Source organism: Belliella marina (assembly GCF_042682445.1).
In the GTDB taxonomy this organism is placed as follows: domain Bacteria; phylum Bacteroidota; class Bacteroidia; order Cytophagales; family Cyclobacteriaceae; genus Belliella; species Belliella marina.
On sequence record NZ_JBHUHR010000020.1, the window covers coordinates 1 to 785 of the forward strand.

Sequence of the window (785 nt, forward strand, 5' to 3'; positions counted from 1 at the left end):
CTCCTATGTTGAAAAACAAGCAAAAGGGCTAAAATTTCACATAACTATTCCACTCTGTTTCTTTTTTCTCTTAAATGCATTCTCAGTTTTGATAGACTTGTTGTCAAGGCCGAAGCGAAGCGGAGTTCATTTTAGCCTTTACTACAGGTCGGTCAAAACTATCTTTGTGTTTAAAAGGGAAAAGAATCAGGCATGTTTATTTATCACCATGTAAGACCTAATTTACTTTATGAACCTCTTTAATCAATCTCCTATCAACGGTCAGACTTATAGCTTGCCGCAATGTATCTTTCATTTTAAAGAGGATGGGGACGTAATCTTCGTGGAACAGTCTTCCTATTCAGGTGCTGCAGTCACAGGCTAACGTTTAGTCCCCCTCCAAATTTTTCAAGGTTTTAGTTCCTTTAGGACTTTATTTCAGATCTTCAGCTTACCACCCCAATTTCATATTCGATTTTATGGGTAAGTATGTGTCTGATTCTATTCAATAAGTTTTTTGCGATCCTGATAATTGCCTTGTTTTTGTTCATCCGCACTGTCAGTTTATTGAATCTTGAGGTGAGTGCCGGGTCTTTCCTGACTGCCACCCACGAAGCTTCAATGAGCATGATCTTAATGTCTTTCCTTCCTCTTTTTGACAGCTTACCAGTAATCATTTTTTCGCCTGACCCGTACATTTTGGGAATCAACCCTACGTAGCAGCATAGCTCGTCCATACTCTGAAACCTTTTCATGTCATGTATCTGAAGAAGGATTTTCATGGCTCCCAGTGGACCAACACCCGG

1 protein-coding gene is annotated in these 785 nt (G+C 39.7%); it reads right to left on the bottom strand.

The window, feature by feature from the left end; all coding sequences use genetic code 11:
- Positions 1–425 precede the first annotated feature (425 nt).
- Positions 426–785, bottom strand: a 360-nt coding sequence (locus ACFSKL_RS06865; RefSeq protein ID WP_376884723.1) for a transposase, incomplete at its 5' end; no start/stop codon positions are given.